The 19,394-nt window shown below is 73.8% G+C and carries 22 protein-coding genes; 16 read left to right on the top strand and 6 right to left on the bottom strand.

The window, feature by feature from the left end:
* Window positions 1-122: 122 nt before the first annotated feature.
* Genes AC6EH9_RS14725 through AC6EH9_RS14690 form a run of 8 tightly spaced genes read left to right on the top strand, consistent with a single transcriptional unit; the run spans window position 123 to window position 7,780 of the window.
* Complete coding sequence (locus tag AC6EH9_RS14725) at window positions 123-1,355, top strand: ABC transporter substrate-binding protein (protein ID WP_498424163.1); 1,233 nt, start codon at window positions 123-125, stop codon at window positions 1,353-1,355.
* Between the two features lie 4 nt (window positions 1,356-1,359).
* Window positions 1,360-2,151: an ABC transporter ATP-binding protein gene (locus tag AC6EH9_RS14720; protein WP_498424162.1), complete on the top strand. Its 792-nt coding sequence runs from the start codon at window positions 1,360-1,362 to the stop codon at window positions 2,149-2,151.
* Window positions 2,148-2,855, top strand: coding sequence for an ABC transporter ATP-binding protein (locus AC6EH9_RS14715; protein ID WP_498424161.1), 708 nt, complete (start codon window positions 2,148-2,150; stop codon window positions 2,853-2,855). The genes AC6EH9_RS14720 and AC6EH9_RS14715 overlap by 4 nt, the downstream gene beginning before the upstream one ends.
* 9 nt (window positions 2,856-2,864) lie before the next feature.
* Complete coding sequence (locus AC6EH9_RS14710) at window positions 2,865-3,752, top strand: branched-chain amino acid ABC transporter permease (protein WP_498424160.1); 888 nt, start codon at window positions 2,865-2,867, stop codon at window positions 3,750-3,752.
* Complete coding sequence (locus AC6EH9_RS14705; RefSeq protein ID WP_498424158.1) at window positions 3,749-4,891, top strand: branched-chain amino acid ABC transporter permease; 1,143 nt, start codon at window positions 3,749-3,751, stop codon at window positions 4,889-4,891. Before AC6EH9_RS14710 ends, AC6EH9_RS14705 begins: the two co-directional genes overlap by 4 nt.
* Window positions 4,888-5,820 (top strand): crotonase/enoyl-CoA hydratase family protein, encoded by a 933-nt coding sequence (locus AC6EH9_RS14700; protein WP_498424157.1) that lies wholly within the window; start codon window positions 4,888-4,890, stop codon window positions 5,818-5,820. Before AC6EH9_RS14705 ends, AC6EH9_RS14700 begins: the two co-directional genes overlap by 4 nt.
* Window positions 5,817-6,974, top strand: coding sequence for an acyl-CoA dehydrogenase family protein (locus AC6EH9_RS14695; RefSeq protein WP_498424155.1), 1,158 nt, complete (start codon window positions 5,817-5,819; stop codon window positions 6,972-6,974). The genes AC6EH9_RS14700 and AC6EH9_RS14695 overlap by 4 nt, the downstream gene beginning before the upstream one ends.
* The gene (locus AC6EH9_RS14690; RefSeq protein WP_498424153.1) at window positions 6,974-7,780 is read left to right on the top strand and encodes a crotonase/enoyl-CoA hydratase family protein; all 807 of its coding nucleotides are present in this window, start codon (window positions 6,974-6,976) and stop codon (window positions 7,778-7,780) included. The genes AC6EH9_RS14695 and AC6EH9_RS14690 overlap by 1 nt, the downstream gene beginning before the upstream one ends.
* Here AC6EH9_RS14690 and AC6EH9_RS14685 read toward each other — a convergent pair.
* On the bottom strand, window positions 7,777-9,036 hold the full coding sequence (locus AC6EH9_RS14685) for an acyl-CoA dehydrogenase family protein (RefSeq protein ID WP_498424152.1): 1,260 nt from the start codon (window positions 9,034-9,036) through the stop codon (window positions 7,777-7,779). The genes AC6EH9_RS14690 and AC6EH9_RS14685 overlap by 4 nt on opposite strands.
* A 217-nt stretch (window positions 9,037-9,253) precedes the next feature.
* Here AC6EH9_RS14685 and AC6EH9_RS14680 point away from each other — a divergent pair, with 217 nt between their 5' ends.
* From AC6EH9_RS14680 to AC6EH9_RS14645, 8 genes are read left to right on the top strand one after another with little or no spacing between them, the layout of a single operon-like run.
* A complete protein-coding gene (locus tag AC6EH9_RS14680) occupies window positions 9,254-10,102 on the top strand; it encodes a TetR-type transcription factor C-terminal domain-containing protein (protein ID WP_498424150.1) in 849 nt (282 codons plus the stop codon).
* The gene (locus tag AC6EH9_RS14675; RefSeq protein WP_498424149.1) at window positions 10,099-10,779 is read left to right on the top strand and encodes a TetR/AcrR family transcriptional regulator; all 681 of its coding nucleotides are present in this window, start codon (window positions 10,099-10,101) and stop codon (window positions 10,777-10,779) included. The genes AC6EH9_RS14680 and AC6EH9_RS14675 overlap by 4 nt, the downstream gene beginning before the upstream one ends.
* Window positions 10,776-11,561 carry an SDR family NAD(P)-dependent oxidoreductase gene (locus AC6EH9_RS14670; protein WP_498424147.1) on the top strand — a complete coding sequence of 262 codons (786 nt, stop codon included), beginning with the start codon at window positions 10,776-10,778 and terminating at the stop codon, window positions 11,559-11,561. The genes AC6EH9_RS14675 and AC6EH9_RS14670 overlap by 4 nt, the downstream gene beginning before the upstream one ends.
* Window positions 11,562-11,616: 55 nt before the next feature.
* Complete coding sequence (locus tag AC6EH9_RS14665) at window positions 11,617-12,816, top strand: glucosyl-3-phosphoglycerate synthase (protein WP_498424146.1); 1,200 nt, start codon at window positions 11,617-11,619, stop codon at window positions 12,814-12,816.
* Complete coding sequence (gene folP / locus AC6EH9_RS14660) at window positions 12,813-13,676, top strand: dihydropteroate synthase (RefSeq protein ID WP_498424145.1); 864 nt, start codon at window positions 12,813-12,815, stop codon at window positions 13,674-13,676. The genes AC6EH9_RS14665 and folP overlap by 4 nt, the downstream gene beginning before the upstream one ends.
* Window positions 13,673-14,266: a class III extradiol ring-cleavage dioxygenase family protein gene (locus AC6EH9_RS14655; RefSeq protein ID WP_498424143.1), complete on the top strand. Its 594-nt coding sequence runs from the start codon at window positions 13,673-13,675 to the stop codon at window positions 14,264-14,266. The genes folP and AC6EH9_RS14655 overlap by 4 nt, the downstream gene beginning before the upstream one ends.
* A complete protein-coding gene (locus AC6EH9_RS14650; protein ID WP_498424142.1) occupies window positions 14,254-14,997 on the top strand; it encodes a dihydrofolate reductase family protein in 744 nt (247 codons plus the stop codon). The genes AC6EH9_RS14655 and AC6EH9_RS14650 overlap by 13 nt, the downstream gene beginning before the upstream one ends.
* A gap of 9 nt (window positions 14,998-15,006) precedes the next feature.
* Window positions 15,007-15,594, top strand: a complete 588-nt coding sequence (locus AC6EH9_RS14645) for a rhomboid family intramembrane serine protease (protein WP_498424141.1) — start codon at window positions 15,007-15,009, stop codon at window positions 15,592-15,594.
* A gap of 23 nt (window positions 15,595-15,617) precedes the next feature.
* Here AC6EH9_RS14645 and AC6EH9_RS14640 read toward each other — a convergent pair whose 3' ends face one another.
* From AC6EH9_RS14640 to AC6EH9_RS14620, 5 genes are read right to left on the bottom strand one after another with little or no spacing between them, the layout of a single operon-like run.
* Window positions 15,618-16,160 carry a flavin reductase family protein gene (locus tag AC6EH9_RS14640; protein ID WP_498424140.1) on the bottom strand — a complete coding sequence of 181 codons (543 nt, stop codon included), beginning with the start codon at window positions 16,158-16,160 and terminating at the stop codon, window positions 15,618-15,620.
* A complete protein-coding gene (locus AC6EH9_RS14635) occupies window positions 16,153-16,899 on the bottom strand; it encodes a pyrimidine reductase family protein (protein WP_498424139.1) in 747 nt (248 codons plus the stop codon). Before AC6EH9_RS14635 ends, AC6EH9_RS14640 begins: the two co-directional genes overlap by 8 nt.
* Before the next feature lie 56 nt (window positions 16,900-16,955).
* Window positions 16,956-17,558, bottom strand: a complete 603-nt coding sequence (locus AC6EH9_RS14630; RefSeq protein ID WP_498424138.1) for an energy-coupling factor transporter transmembrane component T family protein — start codon at window positions 17,556-17,558, stop codon at window positions 16,956-16,958.
* Window positions 17,555-18,244 (bottom strand): energy-coupling factor ABC transporter ATP-binding protein, encoded by a 690-nt coding sequence (locus AC6EH9_RS14625; protein ID WP_498424137.1) that lies wholly within the window; start codon window positions 18,242-18,244, stop codon window positions 17,555-17,557. The genes AC6EH9_RS14630 and AC6EH9_RS14625 overlap by 4 nt, the downstream gene beginning before the upstream one ends.
* Entirely contained in the window at window positions 18,238-19,386 is a 1,149-nt protein-coding gene (locus AC6EH9_RS14620) for a thiolase family protein (protein ID WP_498424136.1), read from the bottom strand. Before AC6EH9_RS14620 ends, AC6EH9_RS14625 begins: the two co-directional genes overlap by 7 nt.
* Window positions 19,387-19,394: the final 8 nt, after the last annotated feature.

Genomic DNA, 19,394 nt, shown 5'->3' with positions numbered 1-19,394 from the left:
AAGTCATTGACTTCTCACCCCTCTGGCGTGTTCGCTTTCAAGCGATCGCTCGGTAATCAGTGAACGACAGCAGTTCGTGTCGAGGCTGGGTGCGGACCGGGCGCAACCCCTGGAGGCTGACCATGAACCACCGCCATCGCGCGCTCGCCGCGCTTGCCTGCGCAGCGCTCGTCCTCTCCGGCTGCGGGGGCCGGGACGACGAGACCAGTGCCAGCGGGGACTGCTCCCCGGGCATCACCGACGACAGCATCAAGATCGGCACGAGCATCCCGATGTCCGGTGCCGGCGCCGTGTACGGCGCGATCGCGCGGGCCAGCGAGGCCTACTTCGACGACCTCAACGCCGAAGGCGGCGTGAAGATGGGCGACGGGGTCACCCGCGAGATCGAGTACAAGGCCCTCGACGACGCCTACGACCCGGCGCGCACCGTCAGCAACACCCGCACCCTGGTCGAGCAGGACCAGGTCTTCGCGCTGATGAACGTGCTGGGCACCTCGCCCAACCTCGCCATCGGCGAGTTCGTGGCCGGCGCGGGGGTGCCCAACCTGTTCGCGATGACCGGCACCGACGAGTTCCTCGACCAGGAGGAGAACTGGTCGATGGGGTTCCTGCCGCAGTACGAGTTCGAGGCCCAGGTCATGGCCGACTACGTGCTGGCGAAGAACCCGCAGGCGAAGGTGGCGGTGCTCTACCAGAACGACGGCTTCGGCAAGGGGATGCTGGAGAACTTCGAGGAGGAGTTCGAGGGCACCGACGCCGAGATCGTCGCCTCCCAGGCCTACGAGCAGTCCGGCGGCACCGCCGACTCCCAGGTGGTCAACCTGGCCAAGTCCGGGGCCGACGTCTGGCTCAACTACGCCACCGGCACGTTCATGACCCAGTCGCTGAAGAAGGCCGACGAGCTCGGCTGGAAGCCGCTGAAGATGATCACCTCCGGCACCAACCACGCCCAGAACATCATGCAGCCGGCCGGCGCCGGGGCGACGGACGCGGTCTCCTTCACCTGGCTCAAGGACGTCTCCGCCCCGAACTGGAAGGACGACGAGGGGATGCAGGCCTGGCAGGCCTTCGCCGAGAAGCACAGCGGCGACGTCGACGCCGCCGACTCGGTCGGAGCCACCGGCTACACCAGCGCCCAACTGATGGAGGCCGTGTTGGAGGGCATGGACGGCTGCACCCGCGAGGACATGCTCGCCTCGGCGCAGAGCCTCTCGGGCGCGCAGGGCGACCTGCACCTTCCCGACGTGAAGGCCTCCACCACCGAGGACTACCCGTTCTTCACCACCCAGGTGCAGATGATGACCTTCGACGGCACCACCTGGCAGCTCGAGGGCGACGTCCTCGAGCGGGAGTGACCCGATGCCCATCGCGAGCGTGGCCGCCGGCGAGCCGTTCCTCACCGTGCGCGACGTGCGGCTGCGCTTCGGCGGAGTGGTGGCCCTGGACGGGCCGTCGTTCGACCTGGCCAAGGGCGAGGTCTGCGGGCTGATCGGGCCCAACGGGGCCGGGAAGACCACGCTGTTCAACTGCATCAGCCGGCTCTACGAGCCCGAGTCGGGCGAGATCGCGCTGGCCGGCGTCGACCTGCTCCGGCTGCGCACCGAGCAGATCGCCTCGGTGGGCATCGCCCGGACCTTCCAGAACCTGGGCCTGTTCGGGTCGATGACGGTGTTGGAGAACGTGCTGGCCGGGGGCTACCACCGCACCCGCTCGGGCATGTGGGCGACCGCCCTGGGCTGGCTCGGCGTGGCCCGCGAGGAACGCGCCGAGGTGGCCCGGGCCCGCGAGCTGCTCGCGGAGCTGGGGCTGACCTCGGTGGCCGGCAGGCTGGCGGCCGGGTTGCCCTACGGCACCCTCAAGCGGGTCGAGCTGGCCCGCGCGCTGATGGCCGAGCCGGAGCTGCTGATGCTCGACGAGCCGGCCAACGGGCTGATCCACTCCGAGGTGATCGAGCTCGCCGACACCATCCGCCGGCTCTGTGACGAGCGCGGGCTCTCGGTGCTGCTGGTCGAGCACCACATGGCGATGGTGATGCGCGCCTCCGACCAGGTGGTCGTGCTCAACCTGGGCCGCAAGATCGCCGACGGCCCGCCCGACGTGGTGCGCGCCGACCCGCAGGTCATCGAGGCCTACCTGGGAGGCGCGGCATGAGCCTGCTCGAGGTGGACCGGCTGGTCGCGGGCTACGGCCCGGTCCGGGTCCTGCACGAGGTCACCCTGAGCGTCGAGAAGGCTCAGGTGGTGGTGGTGCTGGGCGCCAACGGCGCCGGGAAGACCACGCTGCTGCGGGCGCTGTCGGGGATCATCAAGGGCAGCGGCCGGGCCACCTTCGACGGGCACGAGCTGCTGGGGCGCTCCAGCGAGCGGATCGCCGCGCTCGGCATCGCCCACGTGCCGCAGGGGCGCGGCACCTTCAGCGACATGAGCGTGGAGGAGAACCTCCGGATCGGGGCGCACCTGCGCCGCGACCGCGAGGAGCGGTCCCACATCGAGCGCTGGTACTCGATCTTCCCGCGGCTGGGGGACCGCGCGACCCAGCAGGCCGGCAGCCTCAGCGGCGGGGAGCAGCAGATGCTCGCCATCGCCCGGGCCCTGATGCCCTCCCCCCGGCTGCTGCTGCTCGACGAGCCGTCGCTGGGCCTGGCGCCCAACACCACCCGCCAGCTGTTCGACTCACTCGCCCAGATCAACGCCGAGACCGGGACCGCGATGCTCGTCGTCGAGCAGAACGCCCACCTCGCCCTCGACATCGGCAGCACCGCCGTGGTGCTGGAGGCGGGCCGGGTGGTCTCGTCCGGCCGGGCCGAGGACCTGCGCGACAACGACGAGATCCGCCGTGCCTATCTCGGCTACTGAGGAGCGATGATGGACCTGTTCGTGCAACAACTGCTCGACGGCATCGCCTCCGGGGCGTTGTACGGCGCGCTGGCCCTGAGCGTCGTGCTCGTCTACCGCGCCTCCGGGATCGTCAACTTCGCCCAGGGCGAGATGGCGATGTTCGCCGCGTTCCTCACCTGGCAGCTGTGGACCTGGGGAGTGCCCCTGCTCGTGGCGATCCTGATCTCGATGGGGATCGCGTTCGCCTTCGGCGCCCTTGTCGAGCGGGTGCTGATCCGGCCCTTCGGCACCACCGCGTCGGCGCACCTGTCGCTGATCATCGTCACGCTCGGCCTGATGCTGGTCCTCACCAGCGGCGCGGGATGGATCTGGGGCTACCTGACCAAGTCGGTCCCGCCCACCTTCGGGGAGGGCTCGGTCGACCTCGGCCCGGCCGCGATGTCGCGCCAGGCGCTGGGCATCGTCCTCGCCGTCGCGGTCGTCGCCGGCCTCCTGTACTGGCTCTTCCAGCGCACCCGGCTGGGCCTGGAGATGCGCGCGGCGGCCAGCAACCCCGAGTCGGCGCGGCTCGCGGGGATCCCGGTGGGGCGGATGCTGATGCTCGGCTGGGGCCTGGCCGGTGCCATCGGCGCGCTGGTGGGCGCGCTGGCCGCGCCGCAGCTGTTCCTGCAGCCCAACATGATGGCCGCGATGCTGCTCTACGCGTTCGCCGCGGCCACGCTCGGCGGCTTCGACAGCCCGGTGGGGGCACTGGTCGGCGGGCTGATCGTCGGCGTACTGGAGAACCTCGCCGGCACCTACGTCGACGCGATCGGCAACGACTTCAAGCAGGCGGTGGCGCTGGCCATCATCATGGCCGTGCTGCTGCTCAAGCCCGAGGGTCTCTTCGGATCGAGGACGGTGGCACGCGTATGAGCATGGTCAAGATCGGTGCTCCCAGCGGGATCCGCGCACTGGCGGACCGGGCGCTGGCCCTGCGCCAGGCGCAGGCGGTGCTGGACGCGCCGATCTGGCTGAGGGTGGCGGTCTTCGTCGCGGTGGCCGGCGCAGCGGCGATGGTGCCGTTCAACTCCGCGCCGTACGTCAACTTCGACCTCAGCATGGTGATGATCTACGCGATCGTCGGGATGGGCCTCAACCTGCTCACCGGCTTCAACGGGCAGATCTCGCTGGGCCACAGCGCCTTCTTCGCCACCGGTGCCTACGTGGCGGCGGTACTGATCCAGGAGGGCTGGCACTACCTCGCGGTGCTGCCGGTCGCGGTCGTCGCGACGTTCGTGCTCGGCTACCTGTTCGGTCTGCCGGCGCTGCGGCTGCAGGGCCTGCAGCTCGCGCTGGTCACCCTGGCGCTGGCCATCGTCACCCCGGCGGCGATCAAGCGTCTCGACGACGTCACCCAGGGCCAGGAGGGGATCGCGCTGTTCACCGCGCAACCGCCGGAGTGGACCGGCCTGGCCCGCGACCAGTGGGTCTACCTGCTGTGCCTGGCCGCGGTGCTGATCGGGTGGATCCTCACCCGCCGCCTGGCCAGCGGCCGGATCGGGCGCTCCCTGGTGGCGGTGCGCGACAACGAGACCGTGGCGCGGACCCTCGGCGTGCGCAGCTCGCGCACCAAGACGGCCGTCTTCGCGCTCAGCGCCGCCTACACCGGGGTCGGCGGGGTGCTCTACGTGTACGTCGTGCAGTTCGTCGGCCCGGACTCGTTCGGGCTGGTGATGGCGATCGCGTTCATCTCGCTGATCGTCGTCGGCGGCCTGGGCACCATCAGCGGCGCCATCTTCGGGGCCTTCTTCATCACCTACGTCCCGGAGTGGACCGCGGACGTGAACGCCTCGGCGGCGAGCCTGGTCTACGGCGTCTCGCTGATCGTCTTCATGTTCGTGATGCCGTTCGGCATCGCCGGCCTGGTCCGCGCCGGGCTGCGCCCCGTCGTCGAGCGGATCCCCGGGCGGCGCGGCCCGCTGAGCAGCCGCTCCGCCGGCGCCGGCCCCGCCCCGAGCGTCACCACCCCCGCCCCTGCCGAGCGCCAGGAAGTAGAGGAGAGCACGCCATGACGCACCCGACCAGGCGGGACATCACGCTCAGCGTCGCGGACGGCGTGGCGACGATCCTGCTCGACCGCCCCGAGGCCCTCAACGCCTTCACCGACCGGATGGAGGTCGAGCTGATCGAGGCCCTCGACGCGTGCGACCGCGACGACGAGGTCCGGGCCGTGGTGATCACCGGCGCCGGGCGGGCCTTCTGCGCCGGGATGGACCTGAGCGCCGGGGCCGCGGCCTTCGAGGAGTGGGGAGCCGACGACGCCGACGGCCCCGCGCCGCTGCGCCGCGACGGCGGCGGCCGCGTGGTGCTGCGGATGTTCGAGCTCGACAAGCCGGTGATCGCGGCCATCAACGGGCCGGCCGTGGGCGTCGGGATCACGCTGACCCTGGCCGCCGACATCCGCCTCGCCGCCGACGACGCCAAGATGGGCTTCGTCTTCAACCGGCGCGGGCTGGTCCCCGAGTCGTGCTCGTCGTGGTTCCTGCCGCGGGTGGTGCCGATGCAGCGGGCGCTGGAGTGGGTGTTCACCGGCCGGGTGTTCCCCGCCTCCGAGGCGCTGGCGGCCGGCCTGGTGCGCAGCCTCCACCCGCGCGCGGAGCTGCTCGACGTCGCCTACGCGCTGGCCCGCGAGATCGCCGAGCACACCGCCCCGGTCTCGGTGGCGCTCTCGCGCCAGATGCTGTGGCGGATGTGGGGCGCCGACCACCCGATGGTCGCGCACGAGATCGAGACCCACGCCCTGGCCGTGCGCGGCACCAGCGACGACGCGGCCGAGGGCATCTCGGCCTTCCTGGACAAGCGGCCGGCGCGCTTCCCGCTGACCGTCTCCGCCGACCTCCCCGACCTGTTCGCCAGCCTGCCCGCGCCGTCGTACCGCCCACCCGCGGTGGCGGCCTCGGCGGCCCCCGGACCCATCCTCCGCACGAAGGAGCAGCCATGAAGCGCGGCCTGTACACCGCCGACCACGAGGCCTTCCGCGCCGTCGTCGCCGAGTTCGTGGCCCGCGAGGTCGCGCCGCACGTGGAGCGGTGGGACGAGGAGGGGATCATCGACCGCGACGTGTGGCTGGCCGCCGGCAAGCAGGGCGTGATCGGTCTCTCCACACCCACCGAGTACGGCGGCGCGGGCGTCGGGGCCGACTACCGCTACCGCGCGGTGGTGCTCGAGGAGCTGTTCAAGGTGTTCGCCGGCTCGCTGGCCTCCGGCTTCTCGCTGCAGGACGACATCGCGATCCCCTACCTGGCCGCCCTGGGCACCGAGGAGCAGAAGCGCCGCTGGCTGCCGCGGATGGGCGCCGGGGAGCTGATCGGCGCGATCGCGATGACCGAGCCCGGGACCGGCAGCGACCTGCAGGGCATCCGCACCAGCGCCACCCGGGTGGACGGTGGTTGGCTGGTCAACGGGGCCAAGACGTTCATCACCAACGGCATCCACTCCGACCTGGTGATCGTCGTGGCGCGCACCGACCCCGACGCGGGGTCGCGCGGCTTCAGCCTGCTGGTCGTCGAGCGGGAGATGGCCGGGTTCTCCCGGGGGCGCAAGCTGCGCAAGGTGGGCTTGGCGGCCCAGGACACCGCCGAGCTGTTCTTCGAGGAGGTCTTCGTGCCCGAGCAGAACCTGCTGGGCGCCGAGGGCGGCGGGCTCCGCCAGCTGATGGCGCACCTGCCGCTGGAGCGACTCTCGATCGCGGTCGGCTCGGTGGCCGCCTGCGCGCCGGTGCTCGCCGCCACCCTGGACTACACCCAGCAGCGGCGCACCTTCGGCCAGCCGGTCGCCGACTTCCAGAACACCCGGTTCCGGCTCGCCGAGCTGGCCACCGAGCTGGACGTCACCCGGGCCTTCGTGGACAAGGCGCTGCTGGCCTACAACGAGGGCGACCTCAGCGCCGTCGACGCGGCCAAGGCCAAACTGTGGGCCACCGAGGTGCAGGGCAGGCTCGTCGACCAGTGCCTGCAGCTGCACGGCGGCTACGGCTACATGCTGGAGTACCCGGTGGCGCGTGCCTTCCAGGACGCCCGGGTGCAGCGGATCTACGGCGGCACCAACGAGATCATGCGCCAGATCATCGGCCGCGACCTGGTCGGCCGGCGCTGATGAGCGGCCCCGACGAGTACGACGCGCAGGACCGGGTCGGCTGCACGGTCGTCGACGGCGTCGCCCAGGTGAGGTTGACCCGCCCGGACAAGATGAACGCGCTGGACCCGGCGATGTTCGAGGCGCTGCTCGCCACCGGCAGCTCCCTGATCGGCAGCGACGACGTCCGCGCGGTGGTGCTGAGCGGGGCCGGGCGGGCGTTCTGCGCCGGGCTGGACCTCGAGCAGTTCGCGCTGATGGCGGACGGCGGCTCCGGGCCGGCCCTGCCCGCCCGCGAGCCGCTGGGCGCCGCCGAGGCGCTCGCCCAGCAGGCCGTCCACGTGTGGTCGCTGATCGAGGCGCCGGTGATCGCCGCCGTACACGGGGTGGCGCTGGGCGGCGGGCTGCAGCTGGCACTGGGCGCCGACATCCGGATCGTGGCGCCGGACGCGCGGCTGGCGCTGATGGAGGTCCAGTGGGGGCTGGTGCCGGACATGATGGGCACCCAGCTGCTGCCCGAGCTGGTCGGCCGGGACCGGGCCCTGGAGCTGGCGCTGACCGGGCGGACGGTGTCGGGGGAGGAGGCGTTCCGGCTCGGGCTGGCCACGCTGGTCGCCGAGGACCCACTGGCGGCCGCGACGGCGCTCGCCGCCGAGGTCGCCGCGCACAGCGGGTCGGCGACGCGGGGGATCAAGCGGCTCGTCGGCCTGGCCGGGCGGGTCGACCTCGCGGCCGGGCTGGCGGCCGAGCAGAAGGTGATCGCCTCGCTGATCGGGACCGAGGAGCAGGCGGCGGTGGTGCGCCGCCGCCTGAGCCGGCGCGGCTAGGCCGGCTGCTCGCGACGGCGCCCGGTGAACCCGAACAGGGTGCCGGCCACCTTGCGGATCTGGATCTCCTCGGCGCCCTCGGTGATCCGGTAGCGCCGGTGGTGGCGGTAGATGTGCTCGAAGGGCTGGTTGCGCGAGTAGCCCTCGCCGCCGAAGACCTGCATCGCCCGGTCGGCCGCCTCGCAGACCAGCCGGTTCGCCCGGTAGTTGGCCATCGACACGAACTCGCTGACCTCGGTCGGGTCGCCGGCCCGGTCCAGCGTCCAGGCGGCCTTGCGGACCAACCCGCGCACCATCTCGGCCTCGGTGTGCAGCTCGACCAGCGGCCACTGCACCGCCTGGCGGCGCGCCAGCGGCTCACCGAAGGTGACCCGGGTGCGGGCCCGCTCCACGGCCCGGTCGATGCAGTACTGCGCCGCCCCGAGGCTGGAGGCGGCCTGACGGATCCGGTTCTCGTGCAGGAAGTGCTGGGCGATCATCAGCCCACGCCCCTCCTCGCCGAGGATCGCCGAGTGCGGCACCCGGACCCCGCGCACGGCGACGTTGGCGTGGTCGGTGGGCATGTTGAAGGTCCAGTCGTAGCTGGTCACCTCGATGCCGGGGGTGTCCATCGGGACCACGAACGCGGTGATCCCGAGCGCGTCGCCGTCCTGGCCGCTGGTGCGGGCGAAGACCACGTCGTGGGTGGCGTGGTGGACCCCGGAGTTCCAGCGCTTGGCGCCGTCGATGACCCACTCATCGCCCGCGCGCACCGCCCGGGTCTCCATCCAGGTGGCGTCGCTGCCGTGCTCGGGCTCGGTGAGCGCGAAGGCGACCATGGCCTCGCCGGTGATCATCTGCTCGAGCAGCTCCGCGCGCTGCTGCGCCGTACCGAAGTCGCGCACGATGTGCACGAACGGCAGGTTGGCGACGATCGAGGACTCGTTCTGCAGGTCGTTGTGCAGCCCCAGGCCACGGTGGGCCAGGTGCTCGCGGACGATCGCCAGCTCCAGGTTGGACGCGCCGCGGCCGCCGAGGTCCTCGGGCAGCGCCCAACGCAGGAAGCCCGCGGCGTCGGCGCGGCGGCGCATCTCGGCCAGCAGGTCCTCCCAGGCCTGGGCCGGGGTGCCGCCGGCCTCCCAGTCCGTGCGCGCCCACTCGCGGCGGTGGTCGAAGTACTGGACGTGCTCCTGCTCGAGCGGAGCGATCTCCTTGTCGATGAAGGCGTCGATCTCATCGAGGAAGTCCTGGATCCCGTCCGGGAGCGCGAAGTCCATGGCGAAGCCCTTCAGTGCCGTGAGTGGGTGCGTGCGGCGGAAACAGTGTTTAGAGTTTCAGAGTGAGCGCTAGGTTAGTGGCGAAGTTCACTCGCTGTCTACGGCAGAGAATCCGGCGTGTGGCCTTGTAGACCAAGTGAGCGATCGAACCTCTAAACCTCTTGTAGGGTTCACCGGAATCGGCCTTCGGCGCCGATCGACGTGCGAAGGAGTCGGCGTGCTGCGCGAGGACAAGCTGGGCCCGGAGGTCGGGCCGGTGCTGCGCTCGATGCGTCAGGCGAAGGGGCTGAGCCTGCGCGGGTTCGCCGAGGTCGCGGGCCTGAGCGCCGCGACGCTGAGCCAGATCGAGACCGGCAAGGCCGGGGTCCGCCCGGCCCGCGTGGTCCAGCTCGCCCGGGCTCTCGAGGTCGACCCCGCCGAGCTCTCACCGGAGCTGGCTGGGCAGGGCGTGGGCGAGCACGTGGCCGCCGACCCGCAGGACTGGCGCTCCTTCCCGCCGCTGGACATCGACCCCGCGCTGCAGGCGGCGCTGCAGTCGTTCACGATGACCGGCTACCACGGGGCGTCGGTGCGCGACATCGCCCGGCGCTGCGGACTGTCGGTGCCCGGGCTCTACCACTACTACCCGAGCAAGCAGGCGATGCTGAACACCCTCTTCGAGCGCGCGATGGAGGAGCTGCTGGCCCGCAGCGAGGCCGCCCGCGCCGAGGGCGGCGACACCGTCGAGCGGTTCTCGCTGCTGGTCGAGGCCCTGACGCTCTTCCACGCCCACCGCCGCGAGCTGGCCTTCCTGGGGACCAGCGAGCTGCGCAGCCTGGCGCCGCGTGAGCGGCGCCGCCACGCCGCGCTGCGCACCGCCCAGCAGCAGCTCTTCGACGACGAGGTCGAGATCGGGGTCAAGGAGGGCGTCTTCCGCACCCCGACGCCCCACGAGGCGGCGCGCGCGGTGGTGACCCTGTGCGTCTCGGTGGCGAACTGGTACCGCTCGGGCGGGCCGCTGACCCCCGAGGAGATCGCCCAACAGTACGTCCGGTTCGCGCTGGGCATCGTCGGGCACCGCCCGTGAGCGGGATCGACGCGTCGCTGCGGCACGGCGCCTGGCGCTCCTCGGCGCAGCTCGAGCTCAGCCCGATCCTGCTCGCCGCGCTGGACGCGTTCGACGAGCACGGCTACCACGGCACCACCGTGCGCGAGATCGCGCGCCGGGTGGGGGTCACCGTCCCGGCGCTCTACTACCACCACGCCAACAAGGAGGACGTCCTGCACACCCTGCAGATGGCCTCCATCGAGCGGCTCTGCGCGCTGTGCCAGGCGGCCGTCGCCGACGCCGGCGCGGACCCCGAGCAGCGGTTCCTGAACCTGGTCGAGGCGCTGGTGCGCTACATGGCGCACAGCACCAAGCTGGCCGGCCTGGACAGCGAGATCCGCTCGCTGAGCCCGGAGCGCCGCGCGGTGTACGTCGAACGCCGTCGCGCGCTGGAGCAGCTGCTGGTGGACGTGGTGCAGTCGGGCGCGGACGCCGGCGTCTTCGACGTGCGCTCGGCGCGCGACAGCGTCCGTGCGCTGGTCGGGATGATCCAGTCGATCGCCGTCTGGTACCACCCCGAGGGCCAGGTCTCCCCGGCGGCGCTGGCCCACCGCTACACCGAGATCGCGGCCCAGACCGTGGGCGCGTCGCCGGAACTCGTCCGGCGCCTGCGCGCCGTACACACCGCCACCGCCACAGGGGAGGCCCCCGGATGACCACTGAGCTGTTCGACCTGACCGGACGCGGCGCCGTGGTCACCGGGGGCGGGTCCGGCATCGGGCTGGCGATGGCGCGCGGGCTGGCCGGCGCCGGCGCCGGGGTCTCGCTGTGGGGGCGCACCGAGGCCAAGATCCGCTCGGCCGCGGAGGGGCTGGCCGAGCAGGGCGCCCGCGCCCGAGCCCAGCGCGTCGACGTCTCGGTGGAGCAGGAGGTCCGCGACGGCATGCGCGAGGCGGCCGCGGCGCTGGGCTCCCTGGACGTGGTGGTGGTCAACGCCGGTATCGGGCTGCCGCTGGCCAAGCTGGTCGATGCGAGCACCGAGGACTACCGCACCACGCTGGCCACCAACCTCGACGGCGCCTTCTTCACGATGCGCGAGGCCGCCGCGGTGATGAGCGAGCAGGCCGCGGCCGGCGGTCGCCGCGGCGGGTCGATCATCGCGGTGGCGAGCCTGGCCGCGATCGAGGGCGCCGGCCGCAACCACGCCTACGGCGCGACGAAGGCGGCGCTGACCGCGCTGGTGCGCTCCTGCGCCGTCGAGCTCGGCCGCTCCGGGATCCGGGTCAACGCCGTGCTGCCGGGCTGGATCGCCACCGACATGACCGTCGCGGCCCAGGACTCCGAGGCCTTCGCCGACCGGGTGCTGACCCGGGTGCCGGCCGGGCGCTGGGGGCGCCCCGAGGACTTCGCCGGCATCGCGGTCTACCTCGCCAGCGACGCCTCGTCGTACCAGAGCGGCAGCACCGTGGTCATCGACGGCGGGTACAGCGTCTTCTGAGGCCCGGGGCGAGGGGCGGGCGTGGCCGATGGGCCCCACTGGCTAGGGTGCAGGAGTGAGTGAGGACTGGTTCGCGCGGCGCACCCATCGCTGGCAGGACTGGTCCCTGGAGGACCTGCTGCTGGCCAAGGCCGACACCCGGGTCAGCCTGGTGGTGCCGGCGCGCAACGAGGCCGCGACCGTCGGCGACGTGGTGACCCGGGTCCGCGAGCGGCTCCTGGACACCGTCGGGCTGCTCGACGAGATCGTGGTCATCGACTCCGACTCCACCGACGACACCTACGCGGTGGCCACCGACGCCGGCGCGGTCGTGCACCGCGCCTCGGAGATCCGCCCCGACCTCGGCTGGATGCCGGGCAAGGGCGAGGCGATGTGGAAGTCGCTGTTCGTGACCCGCGGCGACGTGTTGGTCTTCATGGACGCCGACCTCCTCGACTGGGACTCCCACTTCGTGCCGGGGCTGCTCGGGCCGCTGCTGAGCTCGCCGGAGGTGGCGCTGGTCAAGGGCTTCTACGAGCGGCCGATGCTGGAGAACGGCACGCTGGCGCCCGACTCGGCGGCGTACGAGGGAGGGCGGGTCACCGAGCTCGTCGCCCGGCCGCTGATCGCGCTGCTCTTCCCCGAGCTGGCCGGGCTGGTGCAGCCGCTGGCCGGGGAGTGGGCGGTGCGGCGCTCGCTGTTCGAGTCGCTGCACGTGCCCACCGGGTACGCCGTGGAGCTGGCCGCGCTGATCGACACCCTGCGCAGCCGCGGCCTCGACGCGATCGCCCAGGTCGACCTCGGCCGGCGCGCGCACCGCCACCAGGCGCTGCGCGACCTCGGCGCGATGGCCACCCAGATCATCGCCGCCGCGCAGCGTCGCGCCGGCGCCTCCGGGCCGAACACCGTGCTGCTGCAGCAGTTCGGGCACGCCCGCTCCAGCGAGGACGGCGCCATCGCGCCGTTGGTGCGCGACGTCGGCACCGGCGAGCGTCCGCCGGCCGCCGCCCTGCCCGGTGGGAGTGCGCCTGCGGGGGGTGCGCCTGCGGGGGGTCGTGTGCCCCACGACGCGGCGGAGCGCGCTCCCAGGCACACGACCCAGGGAGGCGACGCCGCGGCGGCCGGTCGTGTGTCTGACGACGCGGCGCAGCGCGCTCTGGGGCACACGACCCAGGGATCGGGGGGCGCGGCGACCGGATCGCTCGGGCACGCGACCGGGTCGGCGCCCGGCGCCTCGGGGCCCGGGGGTACGCCGGCGGCGGGGGCGGCGCGATGACGCTCCGGCTGGGCCGCCACGAGTTCGCCGACGACGCCACGCTGATGATGGCGATCGTCAACCGGACCCCCGACTCGTTCTACGACAAGGGCGCCACCTGGGCCGAGGACAAGGCCTTCGACCGGGTCGCACACGTGGTCGCCCAGGGCGCCGAGATCGTCGACATCGGCGGGATCAAGGCCGCCCCCGGCGTCGAGATCGACGAGGCCGAGGAGCGCGCCCGGGTGGTGGACTTCGTCGCCCGGGTCCGCGAGGCCTACCCCCGCCTGGTGATCTCGGTGGACACCTGGCGCGCGTCGGTGGGGCGCGCGGTCTGCGAGGCCGGCGCCGACGTGCTCAACGACGCCTGGGGCGGCGCCGACCCCGAGCTCGTCGACGTCGCCGCCGAGCACGGCGCCGCGCTCATCTGCACCCACACCGGTGGCGTCACCCCGCGCACCCGCCCGCACCGGATGGAGTACGACGACGTGGTCGCCGCCGCGATCGCGGACACCGTGGGCTACGCCGAGCGTGCGATCGCGGCCGGGGTCTGCCCCGACAGCGTGGTGATCGACCCCGCCCACGACTTCGGCAAGAACACCTTCCACTCCCTGGAGATCACCCGCCGACTGGGGGAGATGGTGGCCACCGGCTGGCCGGTACTGGTGTCGCTGTCCAACAAGGACTTCGTCGGCGAGAGCCTCGACCTGCCGGTCGGCGAGCGGCTCACCGGCACGCTCGCGGCGACCGCCGTCTGCGCGCTGGCCGGGGCCCGGATCTACCGGGTGCACGAGGTCACCGAGACCCGGCAGACCGTCGACATGGTGTGGACCATCGCCGGGCACCGGCCGCCCACCCGCGCGATCCGGGGCCTGGCATGAGCGGGCGCGTGGTGGTGGTGCCGTCCGCGCCGGCGCTGCTCGCGACGTACGCCGGCCAGCTCGACCCGGTCGCCGAGATGCGCGCGGCCGCCCTGGACGCGGTCGGCTGGCTGACCGGGCAGGGCGTGTCGCGGGTGGTGGTGCTCGGCGCCGCCGCCGACCCGGGCAACGTCGCGCGCGGGGTACGCGAGCCGCTGTCGCTGCGGATCGCGCGCTCGCTGCTGGCCGAGGCGGGCTACGCCGGCGAGATCGTCGAGGCCACCCAGCCCGGCACGCTGCCCGACGTCTCCGCCGCCGAGGTGCTGGTGGTGGCCGACGGCTCCGCGCGCCGCGGGGAGAAGGCGCCCGGCCACCTCGACGAGCGGGCGTTCGCCTTCGACGAGGCCATCGGTGCGGCGCTGGCCGAGGCCGACCTGGCCGCCCTGCGCGAGCTCGACGAGGAGCTCGGAGCGCAGCTGCTGGCCGGCGGCGTGCCTGCCCTGCGGGCGCTCGGGCACACGGTCGACGGGCCGTACGTGGGCGAGATCGCCTGGGCCGGCGACCCGTTCGGCGTGCAGTACTGGGTGGTGCGCTGGCAGTGCGCGTCCTGATCTCCGGCCGGCCCGACGCCCAGCTCGAAGACGCCCAGCCCGACAACGACCGCCCCCTCGCGGGGTCGCCGTGCCTGGCCGAGCTCTACGCGCCGCCGCGCACGCCGTGGCTGCGGGTCAACATGGTCAGCACCGTCGACGGCGCCGCGACCGGCGCCGACGGCCGCTCGGGGTCGATCAACAACTCCGCGGACCGGGAGGTCTTCCACGCGCTGCGGGCGATGGCCGACGCGATCGTGGTCGGCGCGGGCACCGCGCGGGTGGAGGGCTACGGCCCCACCACCAGGCCGATCGTCGTGGTCACCGCGAGCGGCGACCTGCCCGAGGCGCTGCGCGACGCACCGGCCGGCTCGGTGCTGCTGGCCACCTGCACGCGGGCCCCGGGTCTCGCCGCGGCCCGCGAGCTGCTCGGCGCCGACCACGTGCTCCTCGCCGGCGACGACGCGGTCGATCTGCCCGCCCTGGTCGCGGCGCTGCACGCGCGCGGGCTGCGGCACCTGCTCTGCGAGGGCGGTCCGCGGCTGCTCGGCGACGTGCTGGCGGCCGGGCTGCTCGACGAGGTGTGCTGCACGCTGGTCCCCGCCCTGGTCGGCGGCGCCCATCCGCGGATCACCGCCGGCGCGGTCCTCGACGTACCGCTCCAGCTGCACATGCTGCTGGAACACCAGGGCACCCTGCTCGGCCGCTGGCTCGTGCGGCAGCCCGCGCCTGGCGTTGTCGCCGGCGGCTAGCGTGTCGGTATGAGCCAGCTGCGGCCCGCGCCGCGTCCGCCGCGCAGAGGCACGGACTGGGGTACGGCGGCCCGGGTGATCCTCGGCTTCGTGGCGCTGCTGTGGGCCCTGGAGCTGCTCGACACCGCGCTCGACAACCGCCTCGACGGCTGGGGGGTCCGGCCACGCTCCGACGAGGGGCTGGCGGGCATCCTCTTCGCGCCGCTGCTGCACCTGGGCTGGGGGCACCTGGCCGGCAACACCGTGCCGCTGCTGGTGCTCGGCTTCCTGATCCTGCTCTCCGGCGTCCAGCGCTGGGCGGTGGTGACCGCGACGATCTGGCTCGTCGGCGGCTTCGGGGTGTGGCTCACCGCGGACCCGTGGACGGTGCACCTGGGGGCGTCGGTGATGGTCTTCGGGTGGCTGGTCTACCTGGTGCTGCGCGGGCTGTTCACCCGCCGGCCGGGCCAGATCCTGCTCGGCGTGCTGGTGCTGGCGGCGTACGGCGGACTGCTGTGGGGCGTGCTGCCCGGCCAGCCGGGGGTCTCCTGGCAGGGCCACCTGTTCGGCGCCCTCGGCGGTGGCCTGGCCGCCTGGTGGACCCGCGACGACGACTGAGCCCCAACGACGACTGAGCCGCGTCAGCCGGCCGCGCGCTCGGTGGGCGGGGCGTGCCGCTCCTCGGCGGCGTGGCCCGGGGTGAGGTGCTCGGCGTCGGAGAGCCGCAGCGGCGTGAACGGCCCGCCGCTGTGCGCCGAGACCGGCTCGGTGGCCAGGCAGAGGTGGTCGCCGCCCTCGTCGAGCAGGCTGGTGCGGCGTACGACGAGACGGTGCGGGAGGTCGAGCAGCACCGGTACGCCACCGGGGCCGGTCTCGGTGCGCAGGCCGGCGAACTTGTCGTCGCGGTCGCCGCTGAGCGTCCCGAACCGCTCCGCCAACGCCAGGTCGTCGCGGCTGAGGAAGTGCACGACCAGGTGCGTCGAGCGCTGCGCGACCCGGCCGGTGTGGTTGGCCTTGGACAGCCACAGGCAGTAGCGCTCGGGGTCGATGCTGGCCTGGGAGTGGAACCCGACCAGGCAGCCGGCCCACTCGCGCACGCCGTCGGTCTCGTTGCCGGTGGTCACCACGATCAGCGGGGTGTCCAGCGAGGACATGATCGTGGAGAACGCGTCCTGCTCAGCCATCGGTGTCCCTCTCGTAGCGTAGGAAGAGCGTGTCGTCGGCGGCGATCACGTGGCGCAGCGCGAACTCGCGCAGGCCGCTGTCCGGCGGCGTCACCGAGACCGGCAGCAGGTCGCCGCCCAGCACCGGCGCCACCGTCAGGCAGAGCTCGTCGAGACAGCCGGCCGCGGTCAGCTCGCCCAGCCAGCGCGGCCCGCCCTCGCAGAGCACCACGCGGTGGCCCCGCTCGTGCAGCGCGGCCACGGCCCGGGCCGGGTCCACCGCCTCGCCGCCCGCGATGACCACGTCGGCGACCTCCCGGGCGCGCGCCACCCGGGCCGGGTCGGCGGACTCGCAGGTGACCACGATCGTGCGCCGGTCCGCCGGCGCGTCGGCGAAGACGGGGGCGGCCCAGTCCAGCTCCAGGGAGCGGCTGACCACCGCCAGCGGCGGGGTGTCGGGCAGGCCGGCCTCGCGGCGCGCGGCCACCCGCTCGGGGGACAGCCGGACCGGGCCGTAGCCCTCGCGCCGTACCGTCTCGGCGCCGACCAGCACCACGTCGGCCAGCGAGCGCATGTCCACGAACAGCTGCGAGTCCGGGCCCACCGACAGCTGGCCCACCCGGCCGTCGACGGCCGCCGAACCGCTCAGCGTGCCGACCATGTTGGCCATCACCCAGGCCCGGTCGGTGCGGCGGCGCTGGACCGCGGCGTACGGCGCGAGCAGGTCGCGCACCTCGTCGGCGGGCTGGAGCAGGTGCATCGGCGCAGACCTCGAGACGCTGGGGGAGCAGGTCGGCTCAGGCTAGCGCGGGCGGCTCAGTCGTCGAATCCGCGGGCGGCCAGGGCGTCGCCGAGCGCGTCGGCGCGGCGCAGCGCCCCGACGAGCAGGGGGACCGCGAACGCCCGCGGGCTGGCGCCCAGGCCTCGGGCGCGCTGCGCGTCGCGGACCCGTTCGGCGAGCTCGACCACGATCGGGACGGCGCGGATCCCGAGCATCAGCATCAGCCCGACCCGCTCGCCGTTGACGCCGAGTGGGCGCAGCGGGCGGCACAGCGCGACGACCACGTCGACGAGCGCGGTGGTGCGGGTGGTCAGCGTGACCAGGTTGGCCAGCAGCACCAGCATCACGAGCACGCCGACCACGACGGCGGCGCGCTCGGGGCCGTTGACGATCACGTGGAAGACGCCCAGCGGCACCGAGAACCACAGCATCGGCCGCACCAGGCGCAGCCCGACGCGCCACGGCGTGCGCGCCACCGCATAGCCGGCCAGCACGACGGCCAGCGCGGCGCCGACCCGGGCGGGGGTGTCCAGCAGGAGCGAGCCGAGGCCGACCAGCACCATCGCGGCGAGCTTCACCCCCGCGGGCAGCCGGTGCAGCACCGACCCGCCCGGCTGGTAGAGCCCGATCGTGCTCATCGCATCAGGGCCCGGTAGCGCGCGACCGCCTCGGCCGGTGGCCCGTCGTGGACCAGCCGGGCCTCGTCGAAGACCAGCACCCGGTCGAAGCCGTCGAGCAGGTCGAGGTGGTGGGTGACCAGCACGACCTGCTGGCGCAGTCCGGAGACCACCTCCAGGACGCGGCGCGCGTTGCGCAGGTCGAGCAGCGTGGTCGGCTCGTCCATCACCAGCAGGTCCGGCTCGGTGACCAGCACCGAGGCCAGCGCCAGCAGCTGCTTCTGGCCCCCGGAGAGCAGGTGGGCCGGGTGGTCGCCGAACCCGTCCAGGCCGTAGGCGGCGAGCGCGTCGGCCACCTTGGCGGCGACCTCGGCCTTGCTCAGCCCGCGCCGGCGCAGCCCGAAGGCGACGTCCTCGGCGACGGTGGGCATCACGATCTGCGCGTCGGGGTCGGTGAAGCAGAAGCCGACCCGCTTGCGTACCGCCCTGCCGTCCTTGGCGGTGTCCAGGCCGTCGAGGCAGACGGTGCCCTCGGTGGGCACGATCAGCCCGTTCAGCATCCGGGCGAACGTCGACTTGCCCGACCCGTTCGCGCCGACCACCCCGATCCGGTGCTCGCTCAGGCGCAGGTCGAGGTCGCGGACCACGTGGCGTACCGCGCCGGAGCCGGGGTAGGAGTGCGAGACGCCGCTGAGCTCGATCAGCACGACTGCACCACCATCGCCACGCCCTGGCCGCCGCCGACCGCGATCGCGGCCAGGCCGGTGCGTCCCGGCGCGCCCCGGGTGACCAGCTGGGAGAACAGCCGCGTGACGAGGACCGCGCCGGAGGCGCCCCAGGGGTGGCCCAGTGCGAGCGCCCCGCCCTCGGTACAGACCCGCTCGGGGTCGAGGTCGAGGGCGTCGCAGCAGGCCAGGACCTGCCCGGCGAAGGCCTCGTTGAGCTCGATCACGTCGACCTCGTCCAGCGCGCGCCCGGCCCGCTCGAGGGCGAGCCGGACCGCGGGGACCACGCCGATGCCGGGCCGCGCCGGGTCCACGCCGCACGTCGCGGAGGACAGCACCCGCAGCCCGGGCCGACCCAGCCGGGCGTGGGTGGCGGCGTCGACCAGCGCCACCGCCGCGGCGCCGTCGCTGATGCCGCAGGAGTTGCCGGCGGTGACAGTGCCGCCGGCACGGAACGCCGGGCGCAGCCGGCCCAGCCGCTGCACCCCGAGCCCCGGGCGGGGACGGTCGTCGTCCAGGTGCCCGGCCACGGCGAGCACCTCGTCGTAGCACCCGGCGGCGCGGGCGGCCAGCGCCAGCGCGTGCGAGCGGGCGGCGTAGGCGTCCTGGCGCTCGCGGGTCACGCCGCGCTCGGCGGCGAGCAGGTCCGCGGCCAGCCCCATCTCCGGGTCGCCGTCGCCGTCGGGCCCGGCGGGGGCGAACGGGGCCCGCTGGTAGCGCACCGGCTCGGCGCCCGGCGCCGCCGGCGGCCAGGAGCGCCACGGTGCGGTGGAGGCCGACTCGACGCCGCCGGCCAGCACCACCCGGGCGCCGCCGCGCACCATCGCCGCCGCGACGTCGATCGCGGCCAGGCCGCTGCCGCACTGCCGGTCCACGGTGAGGGCGGGTACGGCGAGCGGTAGCCCGGCGGCCAGCGCCGCGACCCGGGCGACGTCCCCGCCGGGGCCCATGCAGTTGCCGAGCACCACGTCGTCGATCGCGTCGGGGTCGAGGCCGGCGCGCTCCACCAGGGCGGCGAGCACGGGCGCGGCCAGCCCGGCGGCGTCCAGGCCGGCCAGCGAGCGGCCGGCGGTGCCGATGGGGGTGCGCAGGGCGGCGACGATCACCGGAGCGGAAGAGGTCATGGCGTGGC

The sequence above is a fragment of the Nocardioides sp. Z21_20 genome (assembly GCF_059766585.1).
The sequence above is the reverse complement of the archived record's forward strand: the minus strand, read 5'-3'. Positions and strand labels throughout refer to the sequence as shown.